Source organism: bacterium (assembly GCA_041649255.1).
Classification (GTDB): domain Bacteria; phylum Hydrothermota; class UBA3073; order JACQXS01; family JAQTXJ01; genus JAQTXJ01.
Window position 1 is genome coordinate 1 of sequence record JBAZNK010000001.1, and the last position, 19,711, is coordinate 19,711.

At 35.7% G+C, this 19,711-nt stretch carries 16 protein-coding genes; all 16 read right to left on the bottom strand.

The window, feature by feature from the left end; translation table 11 throughout:
- Nucleotides 1-765 (bottom strand): DUF4424 family protein (locus WC614_00005; GenBank protein ID MFA5031377.1); only part of this gene is annotated, 765 nt, incomplete at its 3' end.
- Nucleotides 766-770: 5 nt separating this feature from the next.
- The gene (locus tag WC614_00010; protein MFA5031378.1) at nucleotides 771-1,940 is read right to left on the bottom strand and encodes a VCBS repeat-containing protein; all 1,170 of its coding nucleotides are present in this window, start codon (nucleotides 1,938-1,940) and stop codon (nucleotides 771-773) included.
- A gap of 8 nt (nucleotides 1,941-1,948) precedes the next feature.
- Complete coding sequence (locus WC614_00015) at nucleotides 1,949-3,331, bottom strand: two-component regulator propeller domain-containing protein (protein MFA5031379.1); 1,383 nt, start codon at nucleotides 3,329-3,331, stop codon at nucleotides 1,949-1,951.
- Between the two features lie 11 nt (nucleotides 3,332-3,342).
- Complete coding sequence (locus tag WC614_00020) at nucleotides 3,343-5,496, bottom strand: T9SS type A sorting domain-containing protein (GenBank protein ID MFA5031380.1); 2,154 nt, start codon at nucleotides 5,494-5,496, stop codon at nucleotides 3,343-3,345.
- 28 nt (nucleotides 5,497-5,524) lie between these two features.
- Nucleotides 5,525-6,982 (bottom strand): T9SS type A sorting domain-containing protein, encoded by a 1,458-nt coding sequence (locus tag WC614_00025; GenBank protein ID MFA5031381.1) that lies wholly within the window; start codon nucleotides 6,980-6,982, stop codon nucleotides 5,525-5,527.
- 18 nt (nucleotides 6,983-7,000) lie between these two features.
- Nucleotides 7,001-7,471 carry a T9SS type A sorting domain-containing protein gene (locus WC614_00030; protein ID MFA5031382.1) on the bottom strand — a complete coding sequence of 157 codons (471 nt, stop codon included), beginning with the start codon at nucleotides 7,469-7,471 and terminating at the stop codon, nucleotides 7,001-7,003.
- On the bottom strand, nucleotides 7,455-8,549 hold the full coding sequence (locus WC614_00035; GenBank protein ID MFA5031383.1) for an FG-GAP and VCBS repeat-containing protein: 1,095 nt from the start codon (nucleotides 8,547-8,549) through the stop codon (nucleotides 7,455-7,457). Before WC614_00035 ends, WC614_00030 begins: the two co-directional genes overlap by 17 nt.
- 32 nt (nucleotides 8,550-8,581) lie before the next feature.
- A complete protein-coding gene (locus WC614_00040; protein MFA5031384.1) occupies nucleotides 8,582-8,968 on the bottom strand; it encodes a hypothetical protein in 387 nt (128 codons plus the stop codon).
- An 11-nt stretch (nucleotides 8,969-8,979) separates the two neighbouring features.
- Nucleotides 8,980-11,142: a T9SS type A sorting domain-containing protein gene (locus WC614_00045; protein ID MFA5031385.1), complete on the bottom strand. Its 2,163-nt coding sequence runs from the start codon at nucleotides 11,140-11,142 to the stop codon at nucleotides 8,980-8,982.
- 30 nt (nucleotides 11,143-11,172) lie between these two features.
- Complete coding sequence (locus tag WC614_00050) at nucleotides 11,173-13,590, bottom strand: T9SS type A sorting domain-containing protein (GenBank protein MFA5031386.1); 2,418 nt, start codon at nucleotides 13,588-13,590, stop codon at nucleotides 11,173-11,175.
- 338 nt (nucleotides 13,591-13,928) lie between these two features.
- On the bottom strand, nucleotides 13,929-14,066 hold the full coding sequence (locus WC614_00055; GenBank protein MFA5031387.1) for a hypothetical protein: 138 nt from the start codon (nucleotides 14,064-14,066) through the stop codon (nucleotides 13,929-13,931).
- Between the two features lie 99 nt (nucleotides 14,067-14,165).
- The gene (locus WC614_00060) at nucleotides 14,166-14,993 is read right to left on the bottom strand and encodes a T9SS type A sorting domain-containing protein (protein MFA5031388.1); all 828 of its coding nucleotides are present in this window, start codon (nucleotides 14,991-14,993) and stop codon (nucleotides 14,166-14,168) included.
- A gap of 125 nt (nucleotides 14,994-15,118) precedes the next feature.
- Complete coding sequence (locus WC614_00065) at nucleotides 15,119-16,387, bottom strand: YncE family protein (protein MFA5031389.1); 1,269 nt, start codon at nucleotides 16,385-16,387, stop codon at nucleotides 15,119-15,121.
- 11 nt (nucleotides 16,388-16,398) lie between these two features.
- Nucleotides 16,399-18,504, bottom strand: a complete 2,106-nt coding sequence (locus WC614_00070; GenBank protein MFA5031390.1) for a T9SS type A sorting domain-containing protein — start codon at nucleotides 18,502-18,504, stop codon at nucleotides 16,399-16,401.
- Between the two features lie 113 nt (nucleotides 18,505-18,617).
- Complete coding sequence (locus WC614_00075) at nucleotides 18,618-19,205, bottom strand: response regulator (protein MFA5031391.1); 588 nt, start codon at nucleotides 19,203-19,205, stop codon at nucleotides 18,618-18,620.
- Complete coding sequence (locus WC614_00080; protein ID MFA5031392.1) at nucleotides 19,198-19,650, bottom strand: response regulator; 453 nt, start codon at nucleotides 19,648-19,650, stop codon at nucleotides 19,198-19,200. The genes WC614_00075 and WC614_00080 overlap by 8 nt, the downstream gene beginning before the upstream one ends.
- Nucleotides 19,651-19,711 lie beyond the last annotated feature (61 nt).

A 19,711-nucleotide genomic window follows, 5' to 3' on the forward strand; every position in this document is an offset into this window, starting at 1 on the left:
TTTTTTGTAACACTTATTTAAATCAATTGTTATATTTGCTTTTCCTATTGGACCTTTCCAGCCTGCGCCTGTTTCTAATATATAACTTATAACATGATGCGTACCGGCACTCCACATTGAAGGGTAACCCCAGTATGTATTTCTTATTGTTTTTGTTTCGCCTTTTGCGAAATCTACTTTCCACGTGTACCATTTTCTTACCGGGAACTCTACGTCTTTTTCCCCGGTCATTTCATTTTCGCCTCTTTTTGTTTCTTCTTTTATATTAACCGGAACGGGTTTATTATCAATCCAAACATTGAAATCGTTAAGATTAGAATCGTAAAAGGAATGCTGAGTTTCATCAACTCCCGGGAATCCCAATAAAGCATCTTTGACTGCTTCTCCTGTATTTACGAACTTAAAGATACAATCAACGAGAATTTTTTTCTTAGCCCAACCGTATATTTTTGTTGAATCTGAGGGGGGGGCTACTTTTATGTTTACTGTTTCTGCTTGCATAACAATATTTTTACTATTTATAGGATATACGTTATGTGCCGATTCAAAAAGCAGCGCATCATCTGCGAATAAAGGGTTACAAAAAACCAAAGCAATCAATAGAATTTTTAGAATCGGACTTCCATCAAAGAGACTGTAACATAGCTGAGAAGGACTTGATATATTTACCAGCTTGGAATTATCAGACATCTTCTCTGTATCTACTTTTAGTAACTTTGATTTTCCTTTTTCCCGTTCAGATGTAACTAATGTTATAAAATGCATATTATTTATCTATAAAATAAATATTTGGTTTTATAATCCGGTTCTTTCTCTCCCTGTTTACGCGCCCGATGTCCTTTTTTGACTTTCTCATCCGTGTTTGTCAAAGGCACTGTTTTATCATCAAATTTGTCCTCCTGCCCTGAATTCAATGTCATTACTCCTTCCCCTTTTCCATCTAAATTTATCACTGATGTTTCAAAATTAGCGCAAGCGCAGCAGTTTGATTCCAATGCTTTCAATATCCTGAAGTTATTTTTCATTTCAAAAATTACTGTTTGAAAGTAACTATAAGGATGTAAACTATCAGGAGCGCATTCTACACATCCCAAAAAACATTCTTTTCCTTTGATATAAATGGGTTTGAAATGTCCAAGCAAGAAAGGGGGTTCTTCAGTGTGTCCTTTAGTTATTATATTCCCTTCCGCGACAATAAAAGACTTCGTTAGTTCTAACTTGTTTTTGTTCCACATTAATAAATTGTATGTTGTTGGACTCACATCAGATTGTTCTTTAGCTATTACTAACTGTTTTCGGTGAATATTTTCCACATTGGCAATACAAACCAATTTATCAGATGTATTATAATTAACATATCCAAGCTCCCCATTGTCTGTCCATAGAAAGTGTAAAGAATCTTTTTCTGCTTTTATAATACAAAGATAATATTTATGTCCCCTATTTTTTTCTCCAAATACTACAAGTTCCTTAAAGTTATCATTATTGACATCACCAATTAAGGCATCGCCAACTAAATAAGGCAACTCATTTACTGTTTTTTCAAATTCTTTTCCATTCCATTCATATCTTATCATAGATTGTTCTTTGAATAGTATTATTTCATCTTTGCCATCATTATTTAAATCGCCAGTTGTCCATTTAGTATTTTTTGCCGAGTTGCTATCATTAAGTGTAATTTCGTAAAAGGTTTTCCACTCTTTTTTAACAAACTGCAGAATTTTAAAAATACTAGTATCTTTTATTACAATAAATTCTTGCCGGTTGCCAAGTAAATTAGCCGACTTCAGTTCCATTGTATAAGATACATGCTCAATGTTATAAGATATTGGTTCGGGTAAATATCCTTCATATATTAAATTGAAATCAGGTAACTTTGCCATAAGATTTGAAGTTGATAATACAGTCCCTATAAATATGCCGGAAAATATTTTTTTCATAATTCTTTTTACTTCATCAATACAAGTTTTTGGGTTGCTTTATATTTACCGGTAGCGAGAGTAGCAAAGTAAATACCTGAAGGTAAATCTTTTGCATTCAGGTTTAGATTATAACTTCCTGCTTCTTTTTCCTCATTTACAAGGATTTTTACTGTTCTACCTGAAAGGTCATAGAGAGTTAAGGAAACATTTGTCTTGGTAGGTATGAAATAGCTAAGAATTGTTGATTTTAAGAATGGATTTCTTCCTACTTCCAATTTTGCTTTTTGTCTCGTTATGGAAGAAACGGAATTTTCTTCTATGCCTTCATTCCCAGTATAAATTGTTACTCCCCTATTAACAGTGCCTACCCATATATTACCATTTTTATCTATTGCAAGACTGGATACCCCATCATAAGGCAACCCGGAATTGGAATAATCATACGTTTTCCAGTTAACTCCATCAAATTTTGTTAACCCACGGGCTCCAATCCATATGTTACCACTATCTATTGCGATAGTCCTAACACTGTTATCTGGCAAACCAGAGTTAGAAGTATCATACACTGTCCAATTAGTTCCATCAAATTTTGCTAATCCAGCTTCTTGTGTTCCAACCCATATATTGTTATCATCATCTACTGCGAGAGCACCAACAAAATTATAAGGTAAATCAGAATTAGAAGTATCGTATACTGTCCAGTTCGTCCCATCAAATTTTGCTAGGCCTCCTTTATATGTTCCAATATATTTATTTCCATTTTTGTCTATGATAAGAGTTTGAATAGAATTGTCTGGCAACTCAGAATTAGAAGTGTCATATACTACCCATGTTGTTCCATCAAATTTTACTAAACCTCCAGTTGTTAAGCCACCGCATGCAGTCCATATATTGTTGCTATCATCTATTGCAATGAAGCTACCCGGATTATAAGGCAAACCAGTAGAAGTATCATACAGTGTCCAATTTGTGCCATCAAACTTTACTAAACCTGCCCACGTGGCTACCCAGATATTTTCACTATTGTCTATAGCAACAGCATCTATGCAATCATGAGGCAGACCAGAGTTTGATGTATTATATACAGTCCAATTTGTCCCATCAAATTTTGCTAATCCTCCAACGAATGTTCCAATCCACTTGTTCCCGTTCTTATCTACAGCAATAGCTGTAACAACATTTTCAGGCAAGCCCGAGTTAGCCTTGTTATAAAAAGTCATAGAATCCGTAGTTTTATCCAATTTTACTAATCCTCCTCCTGTTCCTATCCATAATTCATTCCCATTGTCAGCTAAAGCTTCCACACGTTGCCCGTTTGTATAATTAATCCAATTAGGATATTGGGCAAAGGAATTAGAGGAGATTGCGGCAACAAAAAAGACAGAAAATAAAATCAAATATTTTTTCATGTTTTTTCTCCCTATTTCATTAAGATTAGTTTCTTCGTTTCTTTATACGTGCCTGTTGTCAGTCTCACAAAATAAATTCCTGTCTTTAGTTCTTTTGCGTTCAGGGTTGTGGTATAAGCGCCTGCAGGTTTTTCTTCATTTATGAGTGTCTTCACACAACTGCCGGAAATGTCGAAAAGAGTTAACGAAACCTTACTTGTGGCAGGTATTTGATACTTGATAACTGTTGATTTAATGAACGGATTTTTTAGGATCTGGAGGGAAGCGACACCCTGTCCTGGCGGTGGTGAGTTTTCTTCTATTCCTAACCCATCATCCTTAAGCACCCAAACTCCACCTGCATCATAACAGCTTACATACATCAAAGTATCTTGTGTATTAACTGCAATACATCTCAATCCTTTTCCCGTACCCACAGGAACTGTTTGTATTAATGAATTATTTGTTCCATCAATTACAGAAACATTATTACTATCCGCACCTGCTACATAAATTTTATTTGTTATTGGATTTACACATATCCCCCAATAATGAAGCCCGACGGTTACTGCCCCAACCACTGAATCATTTGTTCCATCAATTACTGAAATGTAGTTACTATTTTTATTTACCACATAGATTTTATTTGTTGCCGGATTTACACAGATATCATTAGGAGAAGAGCCGACGATTACCTTAGCAACCACGAAATTACTTGCCCCGTTAATTACTGAAACAGTACTATCGTTAGAATTTGCCACATAAATTTTGTTTGTGCTTGGATTTACACATATAGCACAGCAATAAGAATAGATAGGTACTGTAGTGACTACTGAATTATTCGTCCCATCAATTACTGAAACATTATGACTATAATTATTTGCGACATAGATTTTGTTTGTAGTCGGATTTACACATATACCTTCAGGTCCATCCTTGACCGTTACCGTAGCAACCACTAAATTACTTGTCCCGTTAATTACTGAAACATTACCGCTATAATTATTTGCGACATAGATTTTATTTGTACTCGGATTTACACATATACCCCATGGCCGAGTCCAAACAGATACTCTAGCAAGCGCTGAATCATTTGCCCCATCTATTACTGAAACATTATTACTAGGCTGATTTGGTACATATATCTTGTTTGTGCTCGGATTTAAACATATATCTGAAGGGGAAAACTTGGTAACTATTACACCAACCACTGAATTAGTTGTCCCATCTATTCGTGAAATAGTATTACTACCACAATTTGCTACATAGATTTTATTTGTAGTCGGGTTTGCACATACGCTTATAGGACATGATCCGACAGCTAATACATTAAACAGTGAATTAGTTACTCCATCAATTATTGAAACAATATCGTTCCCATAATTTGTTACATAAATCTGACTTGTTGTTGGATTTACACATATTCCCATAGAATAAGACTGAAAAATAGATACTGTAACGAGCACTGAATTATTTGCCCCGTTAATTATTGAAACAGTAGCCTTACCTGAATTTGCCACATAGATTCTATTTATGCTCGGATTTACACATATACAACAAGGCAAAGAATCAACTTTTACTGTAGCGACCACTGAATTATTTGTTCCATCTATTACCGAAACATTTTTGCTATTATTATTTGCCACATAAATTTTGTTTGTGCTCGGGTTTACACATATACCATAAGGTTGGGACCCGACAGATACTGTAGCAATCACTGAATCATTTGCCCCATCTATTGCTACGACAGTACCGCTAGCCGCATTTGCCACATAGATTCTATTTGTGCTTGGATTTACACATATACCCCGGGGATGAGACCCAATGGGTATTGTAGCAATCACTGAATCATTTGCCCCATCTATTATTGAAACAGTATGACTATAGTTATTTGTCACATAGATTCTATTTGTTATTGGATTTACACATATGCCAGAAGGAATAGACCCAACGGGTATTGTAGCAATTACTGAATTATTTGTTCCATCAATTACGGAAACATTATTGCTTCTGGAATTTGCTACATAAATCTTATTTGTTGTCGTATTTACAGTTGTTGCAACCGGATTTACTCCATTCCCTGATTTCGGTCCCAACAATATGCTGTCAACCACTGACAACTTTGCCCATACACATTGACTCAGTATTGTAATTACAAATACTATTAATATATTTAGTTTTTTCATAAATTCTCCTACTTTATCAAAATCAACTTTATTGTATCAAGATTAATTTCTTTGCTATGTTATAATTTTCTATGTGAACATTTACAAAATAGATGCCATTAATTTTTATATTAGGTGCAAACGTATAATTGCCTTTAGTTAATGTGCCTTGGTAGACAGTATTTTTTAATCTGCCACATAAATCGTAAATTTTCACATCCGCGTTTATTGTTTTCGGAACATCCAAATAAATCTTATTCTTTATAATTTTAAACTCTAAACTTTTTACTCTTAACTCTTTACTTCCTTCTTCTATCCCGACATAACCTAATGAGTCAGTCTTTATAAGATATACATTTGCAGAATCCGGTGTGCCTGTACCGAAAGAGTACGTATATCCTGCAACTATATAACCTTTATCCGCAGTTTGTTGAACTGCATTAGCACAATCTTCATCAGTTCCACCAAAAGTTCGTGTCCATAATGTATCTCCCGTTGAATTAATCTTTATAAGCCATACATCATAACCGCCTGCCCCATAAGAACCGGTCTCGCCCGCTATTATATATCCGTTATCGCTGGTCTGTTGAATTGAATTTCCATATTCAGTGCCGGTTCCGCCATAAGTTCTTGTCCATAAACTATCTCCTGTTGAATTTATTTTTATAATATAGACATTAAAACAAGTTGGAGTCCCTACACCGTAAGAGCTTGTTATACCTGCAACTATATAACCGTTATCCGTCGTTTGTTGGACTGAAAAACTTCCATCGGTGCTCGTTCCCCCATAAACTCTTGTCCATATGGTATCCCCGCTTGAATCCGTTTTTATAAGGTAGACATTAGAACCGCTTGCACCGTAGGAGTTTGTATATCCCGAAACTATATAACCTCCGTCATTAGTCTGCTGAACTGCATAACCCCAATCGTTGTTAGTCCCGCCATAAGCCCTTGTCCATAAAGTATCTCCCATTGAGTTTGTTTTTACGAGATAAACATTGGTATATATTGGAGCGCCTGCACCGTAAGAGCCTGTCATCCCTGAAATTATATAACCACTGTCTTTTGTTTGCCGGACTGCGTAGCCTCCGTCATTACCGGTCCCACCATATGTTTTTGTCCACATAGTATCACCCGATGAATTTGTTTTTACAAGATAAACATCTCCTGCTCCTGCACCATATGAGTATGTCCATCCCCCAACTATATAACCGCCATCATTAGTCTGCTTAACTGATCGTCCGTAATCTCCATTATTTCCACCATAAATCCGTTTCCATGAGGTATCTCCCGATGGGTTTGTCTTTATAAGGTAAACATCCGGGCCACTTGTACCGTATGACCATGTTCCTCCTGCAACTATATAACCGGTGTCGGTAGTTTGTTGAACTGAATTGCCACCGTCATCTTTATTCCCGCCATAAGTTTTTGTCCATCCTGCGTTTACGGTATTGGCTATAATTAAAGCCATTCCCATCAAAACCCAAACTCCTAAATTTTTATTCATAATCTCTCCTCCTTGTTTTTATCTTATAACTGTAATCTTCCTTGTAGCTTCAACTGTGCCGGCTGTCAGTCTCACAAAATATATACCTGTTTTTAGTTCTTTTGCATTTAGGGGTGTGGTATAAGTGCCCGCGGGTTTTTCTCCATTTATTAATGTTTTTACACAACTGCCTGAAATATCGTAAACGCTTAATATCACTCGAGTTCTAATGGGTATGAAATACTTCATCATTGTTGAATTAATAAAGGGGGTTTGAAGTATCTCTAATTTTGCTCCGCCTGAGGCGGATTGATTTTTAATGTTTGATTTCTCTTCTACTCCCGGTCCCGTGTATTTGCAAATCCACACTTTATGAGGAGTATTATCTGCAAAAAAATTGGAAAATATGATTTCATCCGTACCATCTCCATTTATATCCACAGCTGTAACAGCACCTCCTATTCCTTGCGTGTCTGCACCTACTGCTAAAGCATCATAGATCGTATCCATTAGAGAACCCATCATATATACGTAAAGCTCTACCTCTTGGTAAGTAAGCGGGGTACATGGGAGCTCCTACAATCAGAGCTTTTCCCCCGGCAGGATGGATTTTTCTTGACCCGCAAACTGCATTCCCAAAATAAAGTCCTGAATCTGCAAAAACCATATCTATTGTACTATCCATTGGATTACCACCCCAGTAAACAAAGACAGTATCACGCACTGCATTAAGAGGTTCTCCTACAACTGCTTCATCAAAACCATCGTTATTCAAGTCCGGCACTAATGCAATGACGTCTCCAAAAAAATCTTGAGTCCTTGGAGGACCTATCATTTCTACATCTGGAATAGTATCCATCGGATTACCGCCATAATAAATATAAGTTTTGCCTCTCCACGTTGCTACTGTATCACTGTATGCCATTGCACTGACAAACAAATCATCATAACCGTCATTATTAACGTTATACCCGCTTTCAAGATATGCCCCAAAATTACTTGCAGGCTCTCCGTTTAAAATTATATCTGGTACACTATCAGGGACAAGACTTCCAAAATATATTCTTACTAAACCAGCATTGCCATTGGCTTGATATTGACCAATTATCCAATCATCATAACCATCGCCATTTAAATCTCCTGCTCCTGCATAAAGTCCTGCTTCCATACTTAAATCAGGTAGCGAATCCATTGGATTGCCTCCAAAATATACATTACAACCTTCTCCTGCGGTTGTGATTATATCATCATATCCGTCTCCGTTTACGTCCCCAACGCCTATAAAAAGACCATATCCACGAAATATATCGCCTACAAGAGTTACATCCGGTATGCTATCTATTGTGTTGCCTCCATAAAATACAAATACAAGTCCATGTTTACCTGGAATATTTGAATGTCTTCCTACAACAATATCCTTAATCCCATCTCCATTGATATCCCCTGAAGAAAGTCTTTCCCCGAATCCTCCCAATGTGGTATCCGGGTCTGATATCTCAAGTAAAAGTTCTAGATTATGTAGTTCCAAAGGATATATTGGGGATAAAAAAACAATACTCCCTAATAAAATACTTATAAAAAATTTCATATTATATATTCTCTTTCTAATTTATAGATGTTTCATTTTTGCGGTTTTTTCTCTATTTTTCTTCCTATTTCCATACTAAGGAATAGACATATTATTACTACCGTAACAATAATATCCTTTGTTCCCGATATGTTCGGATAATAAATATGTTTTGGTAAAGTTTGATTAAAAGCAAGCCATCCAAAAATATTTATAGTAGGGAGGACTGTTAAAAAACACATAGTATCAAATGCTAATCTTAACCATAAAATAGGATTTTTATACCAGCGATTACTAAAGAAAAAAAGTATCGTCCCTATAAGACATCCTATCGCCCATATAATTCGTACGGAAAGTATGACGGTTATGTTTATAGCGATAATTGAAATCAGGAAAATAAGAATTCCTGAAACGCTAAGATAAACAGATTTTTTATTCATTTTGCCTTCCCTTACTTCATCAAAACCAACTTCTTTGTCTCCTTAAAGTTACCTGCCGTCAGTCTCACAAAATATATTTCTGTTTTTAGTTCTTTTGCGTTTAAAGTTATATTATAAGAGCCTGCAGGTTTCTCTTCATTCACTAATGTTTTCACACAACTGCCGGAAATATCATAAAGGGTTAACGAAACTTTACTTGTGGCGGGTATTTGATATTTGATAAATGTTGATTTAACAAATGGGTTTTGGGAGAGTTGTAATTTTGCATTTTGAATTTGGGCTTTTGGATTGGAGTTTTCTTCTACTCCTATTCCATCCTCCTTAAGCACCCAAACCCTCTCTGTAGCATAGCAACTTACATATATCAGGCTATCTTGCGGGTTAACTGCAATAGAAAACGGGATACTTCCCACAGGCACTGTTTGTATTACCGAATTATTTGAGCCATTAATTACTGAAACCATATTAGTCCATAGACTTACTACATAGATTTTATTTGTCACAGGGTTTACAGATATTCCCCGAGGATGAGATCCAACAATTACTGTGTCAATTACCAAATTAGTTGCTCCATCAATTACTGAAACACTACTACTATCCCAGTTTGTCGCATAGACCATGTTTGTCATAGGGTTTACACATATTCCCCGAGAACAAGATACAACAGATATGGTATCAACAACTGAATTAGTTGCCCCATCAATTACCACAACATTATTATTCCAGTCACTTGTTGCATAAACTCTATTTGTTGTTGGGTTTACACATATAGCATAAAGCCCAGTCCCGGTTCCTACATTAGCCATAACTGTATCATTTGTCCCATCAATCACTGAAACGTAATTACTAGTAGTCGCATAGACCCTGTTTGTCAAATGGTTTACACATATCCCATCATGGGTGTCCCCTTTAGTTGTTGTGGCAATCACCGAATCATTTGAGCCATCAATTACTGAAGTACCATAACCACCATTGCAATCTGCCACATAAATTTTATTTGTTGTTGGATTTACACATATCTCACCGGGATAAGACCAGTTAATGGGGACAACGGCAACCATTGAATTATTCGTTCCGTCAATTACTGAAACATTATGACTGTTCCAATTTGCCACATAGATTTTATTTGTGGTTGGGTTTACGCTTATGCCATAAGGACAAGACCCGGCTCCAACAGTTACCGTGGCAATAACTGAATTATTATTCCCGTCAATTACTGAAACGTTGTTGCTCCAGCCGTTCGCTACATAGATTTTATTTGTGGTTGGATTTACACATACACTGCTGGGAGAAGATCCAACAACTATCGTAGCCACAATTGCGTCGTTTGTCCCGTCAATTACTACAGTATACTTATTACTACTATTTACTACATAGATTTTGTTTGTCATTGGATTTACACAGATACCATCGGGTCTACCCATTACGGCTTTTGTAGCCGTAACCGTATCAGTTGTTCCATCAATTACGGAAACACTTGCGCCAAGATAATAACTATTTGCTACATAAATTTTATTTGTCGTTGGATTTGCACATATACCTGCAGGATAATATCCTACGGGGATTATAGCAACGATTGAATCAGTTGTTCCATCAATTACGGAAACATTATTTCCCTGATAATTTGCCACATAAATTTTATTTGTTGTTGGGTTTACAGATATAGCAAAAGGCCCATATCCAAATCCAATTATAGAATCTACAACTGAATCAGTTGCTCCATCAATTACTGAAATATTATTGCTATTATAATTTGCCACATAAATTTTATTTGTTGTTGGGTTTACGCATATTCCCCCAGGAGAATTCCCGACAGTTATGGTATCTATAACTAAGTTACTTGCGCCATCAATTACGGAAACATTATTTCCACCACTCGTTACATAAATCTTATTTGTTGTGGAATTTACACATATACCAGCCGGATAAGAAGGTCCAACGGTTGTGGTAGTAATGAGTGAATTAGTTGTCCCGTCAATTATTGAAACATTATTACTACTCTGATTTGCTACGTAAATTTTGTTTGTTGTCGGATTTACGGCTACTGCACATGGATTTAACCCATTTCCTGCTTGAGGACTTAACAATATACTGTCAACTACTGATAACTTCGCCCATACACATTGACTCAGAATTGTAATTGCAAATACTATAAGGACATTTAATTTTCTCATAATTTCTCCTCTTTTATTTAGTTTATAATATTATTTCATCAATATCAATTTCTTCGTTTCTTTATTCCCGCCAACTGTTAGTCTCACAAAGTATACTCCCGTCTTTAATTCTTTCGCGTTCAGAGTAATATTATAAGTTCCAGCAGTTTTTTCTTCATTTATTAAAGTTTTCACACAACTACCGGAAATGTCATAAAGCTTTAATGACACTTTACCTTTAAGCGGAATCTGATAGCTAATAAGTGTGGATTTAATAAACGGATTCTTAGTTATTTGGAGCGTAGCGACATTCCATCCTGGCTGTGGCGCATTTTCTTCTATTCCAATTATCCCGCTTATTACAGTCAAATTACTACTATGATAATTCGCTACATATATTCTATTGTTTGTCTGATTCAATGCAAATGCGCAGGGGGATGTTCCTACTTTTAGGGAAGTTAACACTTTATCAAGTTTGCCGTCTATCACAGTAACTTCACTGTCACTGTTAGTAAGATATGCGGAATTGTTTTTTGAGTCCCAGAAAATACTACCACAACAATAATCATAACCATTATTATAAGAAATGCCAACGGGTATAGTTTTAATTACCGTATCTCCCGCGCAATCTATTATCATTGTCGTATCATTAATCGCATAGTATATTTTATTATTCGTTGAATTGTAAGCCAGTTTCCCATTCCCATAAGGATTATGCAAAGTCGTAATAACTGTGTCTCCCTTACCGTCTATAACTACCAGGGAATCATACGCAGAACAATATACTTTATTATTAGAAGTATTTACCGCAATGTCACCGTTCCAGAAATCAAGACTACCCATAATGGTATCTGCCGGCAAGTCTATTATCTTAATACTGCCATAACCGGAACAATATAGTTTACTACTTACCGGGTTCCATGCCATAATTCCGCTTCCCACCGCCATATTTTTTGTAATAGTATTGCTTGCACCGTCTATTACAACCAAATTATAATAGTTGCCGCAATATATTTTATTATAAACAGAATCCCATACCATTGCATAAATCGCACCGAGACCGGTTGAAATCGTATCAACAATAGAATCGGTAGCGCAATCCAATACTTCAATCCCTCCATATCTATCATGTCCAATATATATTTTATCATTCGTAGAATTCCAGACAAAAGCAGTAGCGAATCCTTTTATCTTCAGGGCTTTGATTGGCAAGTTTGTTGCTCCATCTATTACCGCTATATGACCATCTATATAAGTAGAATCGGGAGCGCTTAAACAATATACTTTATTGTTTTTACTGTGCCATAAAAGAGCAGACGGCCATACTCCCAACAATTTATCCGTAATAAGCGTATCTCCAAAGCCATCCATTATTTTGACATTGTCTGAGTTGGGATTGTAACTACTATGTCCAACATAGAATCTATAATACTTGTTCTCCACCGGGTTCCATTTTACAGGAACATATCCCACATTGAAATGGAATTGGGATGCGATTACATCAGTCTTGCTGTCAAGCACAAAAGTTGTTTCCGCGACATTAAAATATATTTGATTTTCTATTGTATCGCACAGCCATATATACGGATGTGAGCTTGTTGGGAGACTATCAATTATCGTATCTCCTTTGCAGTCAATTATAAGGATACCGTTGTCGTTGTTTCTGGATGCATATATCTTATCAGTCTTAGGATTCCATGTTATTAAGCATCCCCCGGTTACAATACTATCAGTAATTACATCAGTAACACCATCTATCACATAGAGACAGTTTGAGGAGGGGCAATATGCCTTGTTATCAATATTATTACAAACAATGCCATTATTATAAATTACAGGTAAAGTACCGAATACCGTATCCCCTACGCCATCAATTATTCTCATATTCTGTGCGCTTGAACGGGTATTACAATATACTCTGTTGCTTACGGGATTCCATGTCAGACCGGTACTAAAAGGAAGAGCCATTTTCTTGATTAGCGTATCTCCTACTCCATCTAATATAAAGACAGTGTCAGATCCATTGGCATAAATTTTATTGTTAGTAGAGTTAAATGCATAAAACTCGCCATAATACGGAATGGTCTTTTTTAGGGTATTGGTTGCGCAATCTATAACATTAGTAAAAGCAGTAGAATAACCATACCTACTGCAATATAGCTTATTTCCTGTTGGATTCAAAAACATAGGCAGGGAATAATACGTATAGGGAGTAGTTCCCCCGGGAATGTCTATCACGGGTAATAACATATTAGTTGAGCCGTCAATTACAACTATCCTATTATTGTTTCCCCCACCAATATATAATTTATTATTGACATAATTAAATAAAGCAGTTGGTCTTACTATTGCTGAATTGCTCTCAGGTAGATAAATCGTGGTTTCTAAGGTCTGGGCATTTACGATTTCGGGTGCTGTAAAAATTCCTAATCCTACAACCATCCCAAAAAATCCAAATACTTTTTTCATCTTTCCTCCTATTTATTTCATCAACAAGTATCTTTATACTTAAATATTCTCAAAACCTATCTTTGTCAATCTTTAATGCCAACTTTTTTCATTCCTTGGGGAAATCAAAAAATTGGGGTAAAAATCCTGTGCCATATTGGGGTAAAGATTTGTGAAAATCTCTCCTGTATTTTTCGAGAAAATTGAGCGATAAAAATTTCTTCCGGATTTCTTCCAAAAAGTGGTCAAAATTGATCAAAATCCATCAAAATAAAATCATAAAAAAAAGGGGGATTTCATTAGGGTTATCACGGGATTCAGTTGAATTTACTGGGGGTTACGAAAATGGTCAAATCTGTTTAGAAATCCGTTGCTCTATCCAGTTGAGCTACGAGGGCAATATTACGGAACATATATAGTTTATTGAATTTGTCAAATTTTTTTACTTTTCTTGTATTGAATATATTATTTTGTATCTTTATAAGGGATGCATACATTCAAAGCGGTAAAAAAATAAACTTCTTAAATAACCACCCTAATCAATCTTGCGGATTTAATTTTTTTAACTTGTCTTAGATACTATCCAATATTATACATTATCTCATAAGTATTAGTTTCTTTATTTCTTTATAATGTCCGGCTGTAAGTCTTACAAAATATACTCCTGTTTTTAAATCTTTTGCGTTCAGATTAATGGTATACCTTCCCGCTTCTTTCTCCCCGTTAACTAATGTCTTCGCGCAACGCCCGGAAACATCGTAAAGAGCTAATGAAACTTTGCTTGTGGCAGGAATGGAATAACTTATAACCGTTGACTTAATAAACGGGTTTTTTGATATTTGGAGCGTAGCGACATCCCGCCCTGGCGGTGATGATTTTTCTTCCACCCCTGTATTATCCTTCAATACCAACACTTCCCCGGCATCACTGCAACTTACGTATATTATGTTTGTTTGCGGATTGACTGCAATCCTGGTCGGTTTCCTCCCTAAGGATATTTTCTGTATCAGCGAATCCCCTATTCCATCTATTACCGAAAGGGTGCTATCGTACTGACTTACCGCATATATCCTATTTATTGTAGGATTAACGCATATCCCGGTAATATAATTTCCGGTAGGCACTACGGCTATAATGGAATCATTTATTCCGTTTATTATTGATATATTTGTCCCCCCTGCATATATTTTGTTTGTTATTGTATTTACACAAATACTCCCGCTGGCAACTAGTGTATCTACAATCTCATTTGTTGCTCCATCTATTACTAAAATATTGTTATTACCTACATACATTTCACATACATATATTTTATTCGTAGTTTCGTTCCCGCAAATAGCTCCAATTCCCCCAAAATTCATAAAACCGCCATATTTATTTATATTTATTGTATCTATAATTGAGTCTTTTCCCCCATCTATCACAGGAATATGGATGATACGCGTGCCGCCGAAAAAACCTATAATAGTTCCAACATATATTCTATTTGTTGTCGGATTTACACATATAGAGAAAGGAAGTCCACCAATATATCCGGTATATATTCTATTTATAACCGTATCATTACTCCGTCTATTACTGAAATATTCGCAGAACTTCCGGCACCATTTTTATTTTTTGGGGATCCGCCTAAGAATCCGCTTAATGCTGCATATATTTTATTTGTAGAAGAATCTACACATATGTCGGAAAAATAATACCCGACATCTGTCGTAGAAATGATCGTATTGTTTGTCCCGTCTATTACTTTAACATCATTACTTACAGAGTTCCCCACGTATATTTTATTCGTTGACGGGTTTACACATATACCGGAAGGGCATTCATTGTATCTGACTGTTGCTATAATTTCATCACTTGCCCCCGATAATACTAGGATATCGCCGTTTACCGTATATATTTTATCCGTTACGGGATTTACACATATATCAGAAGGGCCTAAACCCGTTTCTACTGTTTTTATTAGTGAATCACTGGCTCCATCTATTACTGCAATATTTTTCTGATAACCGTTACTTACTATATATACTTTATTCGTTGAAGGATTTACACATATAGCTTCAATATATTCAAAAACACAGATTGTTTTTATAAGTGTGTCAGCGTTCTCATTTACTACAAAAAGACTATAACTATCTATTGCATATATTTTATTTGTTATAGGATTCAAACATATGTCAGATACAGAAATCGGGATTGTATCCATAACAGTATCGCTGATGCCATCTATTATTGAGATTTTGCCATTACCTGCTACATATACTTTATTTGTTAGTGAATTAATACAAAGTCCTCTCGTATAATTTCCAATCACTATGGTATCCACAACGGTATTAGTAAAACCGTCTATTACAGATATTTTACCTTTTTGCCCATTGGATAAATATATTTTATTCGTTGCTGTATTTACGCCTATATGCCCATTTTCATAATAAAATGCCATTGTATCTACGGTTATCGTATCTACAACTTTACCGGTTGAGCCATCTATTACTGAAATATTGTTACTTCCTTTATTTACCACATATATTTTATCGGTCACGCTATTTACACATATATCTACAGGTGTATCCCCGACTGCTATTGAAGCTACAAGTGTGTCGGCATTCCCATCTATTACCGAAACGTTATTGCTATTTTGATTCACCACGTATATTTTATTTCTTATAGTATCTACATCAACTGCCACAGGGGTTTTCCCAACACCAATTGTTGGCTTAAGCATTATACTGTCCGTTATTTCCACCTGTGCCAATGCAGATTGAACCGCTAACGTCATAAACAGTATTCCTATTATTATATTTAATTTTTTCCTCATCTTGTTTTCTTTTATTTCATCAAAATTAATTTCTTAGTTAGTTTATACTTATCTGCCGTAAGTCTTACAAAATATACCCCTGTTTTTAATTCTTTTGCATCCAGATTAACACTATAACTTCCCGTTTCCTTTTCTCCATTCATTAAAGTCTTTACGCATCTCCCCGATAAATCATACATTTTTAATGAGATTTTACTCTTTGCCAGAATCTGATAACTGATAACCGTTGATTTAATAAATGGGTTTTTTGATATTTGGAGCGTAGCGACATCCCGCCCTGGCGGTGATGATTTTTCTTCTATCCCTACATTATTATATACTGCAAGTCCACCGCCCAAAGTTCCGACCCATATACTATTGTCTTTTATTGTAAGACCAATGATAAAGTTATTCGGCAACCCGGAATTTGAAGTGTCGTAAACTGTCCAGTTATTCCCATCAAACTTCGCAAGTCCTCCCCCCAAAGTCCCAATCCATTTATTGCCCTCCTCTACTACAAGGTTAGAGATACCATTAGACGGCAAACCGGAATTTAAAGTATCATATACAGTCCAGTTATCACCATCAAACTTCGCAAGACCTCCCCACAAAGTACCAATCCAAAGATTTCCCTCTTCTATTGCAAGTGCAGTAACAATGTTATCGGGCAATTCTGAATTTGAAGTGTCATACACAATCCAGTTAGTACCATCAAACTTCGCAAGACCTCCAAAAGTACCAATCCAGATATCACTTACTTCTATTGCAAAAGCACGGACAATGTTATCGGGCAATTCTGAATTTGAAGTGTTATACACAGTCCAGTTAGTGCCGTCAAATTTCACAAGCCCGCCACCTAAAGTTCCAATCCATTTTTTATTTCCTTCTATTGCAAGAGCAACGATGTCATTAGTAGGCAACCCGGAATTTGATTCATTGAATACAGTCCAGTTAGTACCATCAAACTTCGCAAGACCTCCCCACAAAGTACCAATCCATTTGTTACTCCCTTCTATTACAAAAGCAGAGACAATGTCACAAGGCAACCCGGAATTTAAGGTATTATAGACAGTCCAATTAGTGCCGTCAAGCTTTGCTAAACCATTGCCGGTCCCAATCCATTTATCGCCAGTCGTCCCTTCTATTACAAGAGTAAAGATATCATTGGTAGGCAACCCAGAATTTGAGGTTGGGAAAATAGTCCAGTTTATATCGTCAAATTTCGCAAGGCCATTACGAGTACCAACCCATTTATTATTTCCTTCTACTATAAGAGCGTTAACATCGTTATTTGGCAATCCAGAATTTAAAGTATCATAAATTGTCCAGTTATTATCGTTAAACTTTACAAGACCACAATAAGTCCCAATCCATTTATTCATACCTTCTATTGTAATAACAAAAATATCGTTAGAAAGTAACCCGGAATTTAAGGTATTATATATTGTCCATTTAATATCATCAAATTTCGCAAGACCAGCATCAGTGCCAATCCATTTATTATTCCCTTCTATTGCAAGAGTATTGACATAATTAGAGGGCAACCCGGAATTCGAGATGTTATAGACAGTCCAGTTGGTGCCGTCAAACTTTGCAAGACCAGCGTTATACCCCCCAACCCATATATTACTACCTTCTGTTGCAAGAGCATTGATACAATTAGAAGGCAGCCCGGAATTGGAGGTATTATAGACAGTCCAGTTGGTACCATCAAATTTCACAAGACCAAGGTTATAACCATCCGCACCAATCCAGATATTACTACCTTCTATTGCAAGAGCCCGGATATAGTTATACGGTAAACCAATATCATACACAATCCAGTTAGTTCCGTCAAACTTCGCAAGACCACCATTAGTGCCAACCCAGATATTATTCCCAGCTATTGCAAGAACATTGACATTATTATCAGGCAATCCGGAATTTGAGACGTTATAAAATGTCATTACCGCGGTAGTTTTGTTCATTTTTATGAGTCCACCGCCACTAGTGCCAATCCATAATTCATTACCATTATCAGCAACAGCTGCGACGTATTGTCCACCATGGGTATAACTGGTCCAGCCCATATATTGACCAAAACAGTTAGGGACAATTACAGTAAAAAGAACAAAAAATAAAACAATGTTTTTTCCCATCTTTTCCTCCTGAGTCAAAATTATATTTTAATGAGAAATATTTATAACTATTAAGATAACGGTTGAAAGAGTAAATAGACGCTACTTCCCTTGAGTTTTCAGACTTCTGTGTTTTATACGTACGCTCTATTTTTTTCTTTGTAATTTCTTTCTAAACTAATTAAATCCAATGGACCAATTTCTAATAGTTTATTTCTGATTACCGCCAATCTTTGTTTTTGGATAATCTCTTTAACTTTATCTGCAATTTTACCAAGATTAACAGGTTTTGTTAAATAATAAGACGCTTCATTATTTAATAAATTGATTGCATTTATTGTTTCCAGACAGTCCGCAATTATAATTACTCCTATATCGGGATACATTTCTTTAAAATACGGCACTAATTCTATTCTTTCCATTCCCGCCAGCAAAACTATATTAAAGAATCTATTCCGCAATTTTTTTAAAGCATCCTGTCCTGTTCCGGCGGTATCTACCCCAAAACCTTTTTTATATAAAAAATACTTAAACATAAGGCACATCTCTATATTATCATCCACTATTAAAACACTGTGGGCGGGTCTTTTCTTTAGCTTAGAAATCTCTGTAAAATTAGAGGTTTTATAGGAATATTGCCCATTTTGCCTTTGAATTCTATTCTCTTTAGAATCAAACTGTTTTGCTATTTTAGATATTTTAGAAAAAACCGTTTTATTCATTTTTTTGATACCCTCCTGTTTGCTTACATCCAACCAATGTTTTCTCCGGCATTTTTCTATCATCAATTATTAGACATTGTTTTTCAATTGCTTCGCTAATCTTAAAAAGTAGTTCATCTATGTCAAAAGGCTTAACAACATAACTCAATGCCCATTTGTCTAAAATTTTCATAGAAATGTTTAGATAAGAAAATCCGCTAACTATAATTATCTTCATAGTCGGATGTATCTTTTTAAGCAAAGGGACTAATTTTGTCCCTTCTATATCCGGCAATTTAATATCCAGTAAAATTACGTTAAAAAATCTATCCCGGACCTTTTTAATAGCTTCCCCCCCTGTCATAGCCGTATCCACTTCATAATCATTAAGATTAAATATCTGTTTCAACATAAAACACACATCTTTGTCATCATCAATTATTAAAATACTGTTCTTTATGTTCATAATTACTTATAGTATTAAGCAAGTTTTGTGCCAAAAAATTAAATTTCAGCAAAAGCCCGTT